General features: G+C 72.1%; 4 protein-coding genes. 1 reads left to right on the top strand and 3 read right to left on the bottom strand.

Translation table 11 applies throughout. The features are described from left to right. Positions 1-682: TonB-dependent receptor (locus D6718_10470; protein ID RMG44216.1), on the bottom strand; the 682-nt coding region annotated here is incomplete at its 3' end. Beyond that, positions 682-2,727: a hypothetical protein gene (locus D6718_10465; GenBank protein RMG44215.1), complete on the bottom strand. Its 2,046-nt coding sequence runs from the start codon at positions 2,725-2,727 to the stop codon at positions 682-684. The genes D6718_10465 and D6718_10470, both read right to left, overlap by 1 nt. Positions 2,728-3,310: 583 nt before the next feature. Here D6718_10465 and D6718_10460 point away from each other — a divergent pair. Continuing rightward, a complete protein-coding gene (locus tag D6718_10460; protein RMG44214.1) occupies positions 3,311-6,379 on the top strand; it encodes a response regulator in 3,069 nt (1,022 codons plus the stop codon). A gap of 10 nt (positions 6,380-6,389) precedes the next feature. On the opposite strand, the gene D6718_10455 is transcribed toward D6718_10460, so the two are convergent. After that, positions 6,390-7,067: CHAT domain-containing protein (locus D6718_10455; protein ID RMG44213.1), on the bottom strand; the 678-nt coding region annotated here is incomplete at its 5' end.

Genomic DNA, 7,067 nt, shown 5'->3' with positions numbered 1-7,067 from the left:
TCGCTCCCAGCTCGAGCTCATGCCTCTCGGCCGCCGCGATGTGGGCCCGCAGCTCGGCGAACTCCCGGTCCAGGCGCCCGACGTCGTTGAAGCCATCCCCGTCGTCGTCGACGGGATCGGCCCGGTCGGTGCCCGCGAGCACCTGTCCGGACAGCCACGGGGCCGCTTCGCCGGCGAGCCGCACGACCGCGGAGCGCCGGCGGTAGGTCCCCGCCAGCACGCCGGCGGTCAGGTACGGGAGCTCGGACGGCTCCGAGGGCTCGAGCGAGATCGTGCCGCCCGCGGCCGGGTTGGGAAGGTCGGCGCTTCCGGGCCCTTTCACGACCTGCGCTTCGGCGACCGTGTCGGGCGGCAGGCAGTTCAGCGCGTAGGCGACCGCCATTCCCCCCAGGAGCGGAAAGCCGCCCAACTCCATGGGGACCAGCTCCGCGGCCAGGCCGCCGACCTGGATGTTGGCGGAGTTGCAGTGGGTGCAGAGCGTCTGGATCCGGACCGCCTCCTTGCCCTGGAGCGCGCCGGTGACGCTCGCCGCCGCCTCGTCGAGCTCGACCGTTTCCTCCTTCGGCGCGCCGGCGCCGCCGCGCGGCGCTTCCTCGTCCCCGAGAGCGGGGCCGGCAACGGCCAGGGCGGCGGCGAGGAGCGACGCGGCGAGACCCGTCCGGGCCGGGCGCGTCCAGCGCATCACTCGCACGTCTCCGGGTTGATCTCCGGGAGGATCCTCGACTCCACCTCCTCGCCGTAGACCGCGCCGCAGTCGAATTCGTAGATCACGTTCCCCTGGTCGATGAAGAAGTTCTGCGGCGTTCCGGTGCACCACTCCGGAAAATCGTTGATCGAGTGCCAGAACTGCGTCGTCACATCGCCGCGGTTGTCGCCGTCCAGGTCCACGTCGCAGAGGACCGGCGTCGCCTCGTTGTTGCGGGTGGCCCAGCCCTCGATGACGCTGGCGCACTGCGACGGGGGAATCGGCTCGAGGGTGGTGTAGTCGAGCGTCAGGACGGTGATGTTGATGAAGTCACGGTCGCGGTACTTCACGTCGATGTCGTGATAGGGGACGTGCGCGCCGCCTCCGCTCGCCTGCTCGTTGCAGTAGTAGCAGTTGTCGGCGGACAGGTCGAGCTTGATCACGCGCCCCCTGAAGTCGGCCACGGAGAGCTGCTGCATGTAGGTCGGCGAGTTGGGGTTGTAGTCGGTGAGCTTCATCGGGCTCCCGTCGACCGGATTCCGGAAATCGTCGATGCACTGGCCGCTCATCTTGCCGAAGCCGATTGCCGCGCAGTAGTCCTCCGGGGGGCGTCCCGGGCCGAGGTTCTCCATGTTGTCGCCCTGCGCCGACACGAGGTAGTAGCGGTTCCCCGGCGACGGGGTGATCGTGGCGGTCAGACGCATCGGTCCGTCCGGCGTGCCGTTCGTCTTCAGGATCGACACGTGGTCGTACGAGCCGGTGATCGGCAGCGAGCCTTCCCAGACGTTGTAGATCTCGGTGTGCTGGCCGCCGTGACGCGCCGGACGCCCCACGTCGATCGCGGGCAGCCGCTCCCAGGCGAGGGCGAGGTCGCCGCCGGCCGCGCGCTCCACGGTGAAGGGCACCGGCGAGCCCGCCGCCGAGACCTCGCGGGCCCCCGGACCGTCGTACCAGACGCGCCAGATCCCTGGATTCGTCCCGGTGGCCGACAGATAGATCGTGTCGTCGTTGCCGTGAGCGAGGGCCTGGACCCCGTGCGGGCAGCCGCTGTCCGGAGTGCCGTCGCGGTCCGCGTCCGGATCGAAGAAGGGAGCCGTATGGTCGAGCTGGTCCAGCTCCGGGCCGGTGACGAACGCCTCCCTGACATCGTCGGCGTCGACGCAGGCATAGAGGAGGGCGTTCTGGTGGCGCGCCCCGAGCCGCGTTCCGGTGACCGACACGAGTCCCTCCGGGTCCACCGTGGGCAGATAGGAGACGAGCGGGTCGTCGTAGGCACCGCCCGAGTCTCCGGAGACGAGATCCCACCCGTAGTTGCCGCCCTCGCGCACCGCGTTGATCTCGTCGTCGACCGCTCCGGCGGAGCCGACATCCGCCAGGTAGAGCGTTCCTCCGGCGCGCGAGCTGTTCGGGTTCAGCGCGACGTCCTTGCCGTCCCGGAATCCCTTGGCCCAGACGAGCGTTCCGCTGGGGTTGTCGGCCGGGACCGACCCGTCGAGCTCGGCGCGCAGGACCTTCCCGGCGAGCGAGCCGTCGTCCTGGGCCGACGCCGAGTTCTCGAGGTCCCCCACGCCGACGTACAGCTTGCCGTCCGTGCCGACCGCGAGACCGCCGCCGGGGCGGCAACCGCCCGCCGTCGCTCCCAGGTCGAGGATCGTGCCCTCCCGCCTCAGGGAAGCGCCGTCGAAGCGGACGCGGTCGACCCTGAGGTGACCGTCGGTACCGACGTAAGAAACGAAGGCGAGGCCGGAATCGGCGTAGTCGGGAGCGAAGGCCACATCCAGCAGGCCCGACTCGCATGCGGTCGAGACCTGGATGGAGAGCGTGGCCGCCTCCTTACCACCGGCGAGCACCCGCAGCGTCCCGGTGGTCCGCTCGAGAAGCCACAGCTCCCCCTCGGGCGACTGCTCGATGTCGCCCAGCTCGACCGTGTTGTCCAGCTCCTTGGTGACCTTGAGCCAGTAGGGCAGCACATCGGCGACAAGGGGGGCCGATGCGGCGACCGACACGACGAGACACACCGACAGGACGCGAATCCCTCGCATGACGCCTCCTCCGCTTTGCCTCGGCCAGGCCCGGGGGCACTCAGGCGGGCGGCCGTGATCGCCCAGAGCGTACGCGCACCGGCGTCACGGGCGGCGGGTCATTTACCGCGATCAATCGGCGACGTGATATCGATCAAAATCAGTCTTTCCCGATTGCCCCCGCCGACCGGGGCTTCGCGGCCATCCCGAACCGGAAAGCCCCGGACCTCGGCCGGCGCCGGAATGTCGGTCCGGCTCCCCGCGTCGCGGGGACCCACGCGAGCGGAGCGCTCGCTGCGGCGCCTTCCGGTCGCGGCGCCCGGCCCCCGGGCACGGCTTCCCGCAAGAGTTCCGGCTGCAGCTGAGAACCCGGCTCCAGGGTGAGGGGTCCCGCCACGGGCGGGTAAGAGGCTCGCCGACGCATACAGGTCGGAACATCGATCGCCTCCATCCGCTCCGAGCCGCCGCAGCGTGCTGCGACAGACGTGTGCCGGACCGAACATCGATCCCGGCCATTGGCCCTCCGCCGCCGCAGCGTGCTGCCACAGACGTGTAAAGGGCGAGACATCGATCGCCGCCGTCCGCCGCCGTAGCGCGCAGGCGCATGAAAGCACGAAACTTACGGGCGCGAACTGGCCGGAATAGAATCCGCCCGCGGATCCGCGCGGGCGCGACGCGGACGAAACGGAAGAGGCCGGCTCCAGGCAAGAGTCCCGGCCACAGGTCGGGGGCCCGGCCGCAGCCAAGGGCCTGGCACGGGGATGCGGCAGGCCGAAGGCAAGGGGCCCGGCTGCATGCCGGAAGGCCGGTCCGGACCCCGACGGCCCCGTCACGACGATCGGCACGCCACCTCGCGCGAGGGGCACTCCTGGCGCCTTCTTCTCGGCTGTCGCCGGAGAGTCGTTCCCCGGCCCCGGAGCGACCCGGCGTTGTCGGGGACCGGCGCCCGCCTAGATTCCTCCGGTGGAGGCCCGCTCGGTTTCTCCAAAGCGGTGGGGCGCAGCGGAGATCGATCGGACATGACCCACCTCACCGCCGGTTGGCTCGGCGGAACCACGCCGGACGGATCGGACGCGGACCGCGACCCCGGCGAGCGGCTCCGGCGTGCCCGCGCGTGCGCGAGCGAGGGGCGGCTGCTCCGGGCCGTGTTCCTCTGCCTCGAGGCGCGGGAGGAGCCGCCGGTCGCCGCCGAGGCCAACGCCCTGCTGGCCCGGCTCGCGGACGGTGGCGAAGTGCCGGTTCTGTCGCGCCTGCCCGCCGGCGACCGGGGGCGCGTCCTCGGAGCCGCGCGGCCGCGCCGCCTGCCTGCGGGAGAGATCCTCCCCTATCCCGAAGGCGGCGACTGCCTGCTCCTGATCGCGAGGGGCGAACTCGCCGTGGTGGGACGAGCACCGTGGGGCGGCGAGGTGGAACTGGGGCGCGCCCGCGAAGGAGAGGTGCTGGGCCTTCCCGAGCCGGAGGAAGAGAAGCGGGGGCCCCGCCGGCTCGTCGTCACGCGGCCCGCGGAGTTGATCGAGCTGGAGCGAGGCAGGGTCTGTCAGGGCGGAGGCGCGGAGGCGTGGCGGCGCCTTCTCGAACTCGCCCGGGAGCGCATGCTCAGGTGCGCGGGGGTTCGGCCTTGACGCGGCGTCCGGCGACGGAGCCGCGGGAGGACCTCGAGCGGGAACTCGAGCGCACCCGCGAGGAGCTGTACGCCGCCGAGAGGCGGCTGATCACCGTTCTCGACGGGGTCGGTTGGCTGGCGGTCGGCCTCGCCGCCGACGGGACGATCACCTACGCCAACCCTCACTTTCTCGATCTGAGCGGCTACACCCTGCCGGAGCTTCTCGGACGTCCGTGGCTCGAGACCTTCGTCCCCGAAGGCGACCGTGACCGCGTGCGGCGGGCCCTCGCGGAAGGGCAGGCGGGAAACCGGCCCGTCGTCGAGCACCCGGTCCGATGCCGGTCGGGGGAAGAACGCATCGTCTCCTGGAGCAACACCCCGTTGTCGTCAGGCGCCGGGTTCGCCGGCACATTGTGCGTCGGGCGCGATATCACGGAGGAGCGGCGCCAGGAACGGGCGCTGCGCGAGGCGAACGAGGCTCTCCGGGCCTCGCTGGACGCTCAACGGAAGCTCTCGGCGGAGCTGGAGCGGGCGCGGCGCCGCGCCGAGGCGGCGGCCCGGGCGAAGTCGCTCTTCCTGGCGACGATGAGCCACGAGATTCGAACCCCGATGAACGGGGTGATCGGCATGACGAGCCTCCTGCTCGAATCGCGGCTCACCCGGGAGCAGCGCGAATGCCTCGAGGTGATCGCCACCTCGGCGGAAACCCTGCTGACCATCATCAACGACCTGCTCGATTTTTCGAAGCTGGAAGCGGGGCGCGTCGAGCTGGAGCGGATCGACTTCGACGTCCGGGGAGCTGTCGAGAACGTCTGTGCCCTGCTGGCCCCCCAGGCGCAGGAGAAGGGGCTCGAGCTGGTGTGGATCGTCGAGCCGGACGTCCCGGGGTCGGTCACCGGCGATCCGGGACGGCTGCGCCAGGTCCTCACCAACCTGGTCGGCAACGCCGTGAAGTTCACCGCCAGCGGCGAGGTCGTGCTCCGCGTGGCGCGGGCGGAGCCCGGCCGCCTGCGGTTCACCGTTCGCGACACCGGCATCGGCATTCCGTCGGGCATGGAAGAGAAGCTGTTCCGCCCGTTCTCCCAGGCCGACGCGTCGACGACGCGTCGGTTCGGCGGGACGGGGCTGGGCCTGGCGATCTGCAAGAGCCTCGTCGGCCTCATGGAGGGAGACATCGGGGTCGAGAGCCGGGAGGGGCAGGGCTCGACCTTCTGGTTCACCGCGCGCCTGCCCGATGCGGCGCCACCCCCCACTCCCCGGCTCGAGGGCCTGCGCGGGCGCACCATCCTGATCGCCGACGAGAACGGGGCCGCGCGCGAAGCGATGCGCGCGCTCGTCGTCGAAGCGGTGCCGGCCCCGCGGATCCTGGAGGCCGCCGACGCCGAGGCGCTCGCCGCGTGGCTCTTTGGCGAGCGGCATCCGGCTCCCGCCATCGCCATCGTGGGCGAGTCGCTGGCCGAACCGGCGGCGGCCGCCGCGTCGCGGCTGCGGAACCGGCCGGCGCTCGGAGTCGCGCTTCCCTGGTCGCGGCGCGGCGAGTTCGGCGCTTACCAGCGGGCCGGGTTCTCCGAGTGGATCGGAAAGCCGATCCGCCGGTCGCCCGCCCGCCGCGCCCTGGCCCGCCTCGCCGGCTTGCCGGAGGAAACGTCACGCGGGAGCGCGGCCGCCACCCTCGCGCCCGCGGCAGCGTCTCTGAGGATCCTCGTCGCCGAGGACAACCCGGTGAACCAGAAGGTGGCGGAGCGGATGCTGGCGCGGCTGGGCCACCGCGTGACGCTGGTGGCGAACGGAAAAGCGGCCGTCGAGGCGGTGCGGGCGGAGCGGTTCGACCTCGTGCTGATGGACTGCCAGATGCCCGAACTCGACGGCTACGATGCCACCCGCGCCATCCGGGGGCTGGAGGGAGAATCGGCCGCCACGCCGATCGTGGCCATGACCGCCAACGCGGCCGAGGAGGATCGGGCGGCATGCCTCGCGGCGGGGATGGACGCGGTGCTGGTCAAGCCGTTCCAGCTCCACCAGCTCGCGGCCGTGCTGTCGCGCTGGGCGCCGGAGCCCGCCTCGCGCTGAGGTTACTGGCTCACGCCCCTTCCGCCTGCTCCTCCGGCTCTTCGGGCGGCTCGATGTCGAACGGATCCTGGGGGCGGCGCAGGACGCGCAGCAGAACCACCGAGAGCACCACCAGAACCGCTCCCAGCGCGGCCCACACGGGCCAGAGAACCCGGAGAGGCGGCACGACGCGGGTGTCGGCGTGCCCCAAGAGCACGAAGTGCACGGCCGGCCGGCGTCCCGCCAGCGCCCGCCGGAGGGCTTCGGTCTTCCGCCGCCCGCGGCCGAGTTCGGTGTAGAACCTCTCCCAGAACTCGGGCGCCCAGTCCTCCGGCAACGGCTCGAGCGGAACCAGCGCCGCCCGCGCGCCGCGCTCGACCAGGCGCTCGGCGCCCCGGACGCGCGACGCGGGCGCTTCCACGAATCCGCCCGCGGGATCGAGGGTGACCAGATCGACCTGCGTGGCCCGGCCGATCTCCTCGTCGAGGGCGGCGGCCGTTCCCCCGGGAAGGCCGACGACCACGGTCCGGCCTCCGGCGAGAAGCGGCAGCCGGACGTGGAGAAGGGCGTGGCGGCCCCGGAGCTGCTGGTGCAGCGCGTCCGCGGCGGGCGGCGACAGCCGCGCGACGCGCACGTTCGCTAGGCGCGCCAGCGCCGGCAGCGTCAGCAGTCGGTTCAGGAGAGGATCCGCCTCCGCCGTGAGCGCGAG

It is taken from the genome of Acidobacteriota bacterium, assembly GCA_003696075.1.
GTDB lineage: Bacteria > Acidobacteriota > Polarisedimenticolia > J045 > J045 > J045.
Note: the sequence above shows the minus strand (reverse complement) of the source record. Positions and strands in the feature narration are given on the sequence as shown.

Excerpts from the sequence above, each read along its gene's own strand:
- D6718_10465 (RMG44215.1), bottom strand. The coding sequence starts at position 2,727 with ATGCGAGGGATTCGCGTCCTGTCGGTGTGTCTCGTCGTGTCGGTCGCC.
- D6718_10460 (RMG44214.1), top strand. The coding sequence starts at position 3,311 with ATGAAAGCACGAAACTTACGGGCGCGAACTGGCCGGAATAGAATCCGC.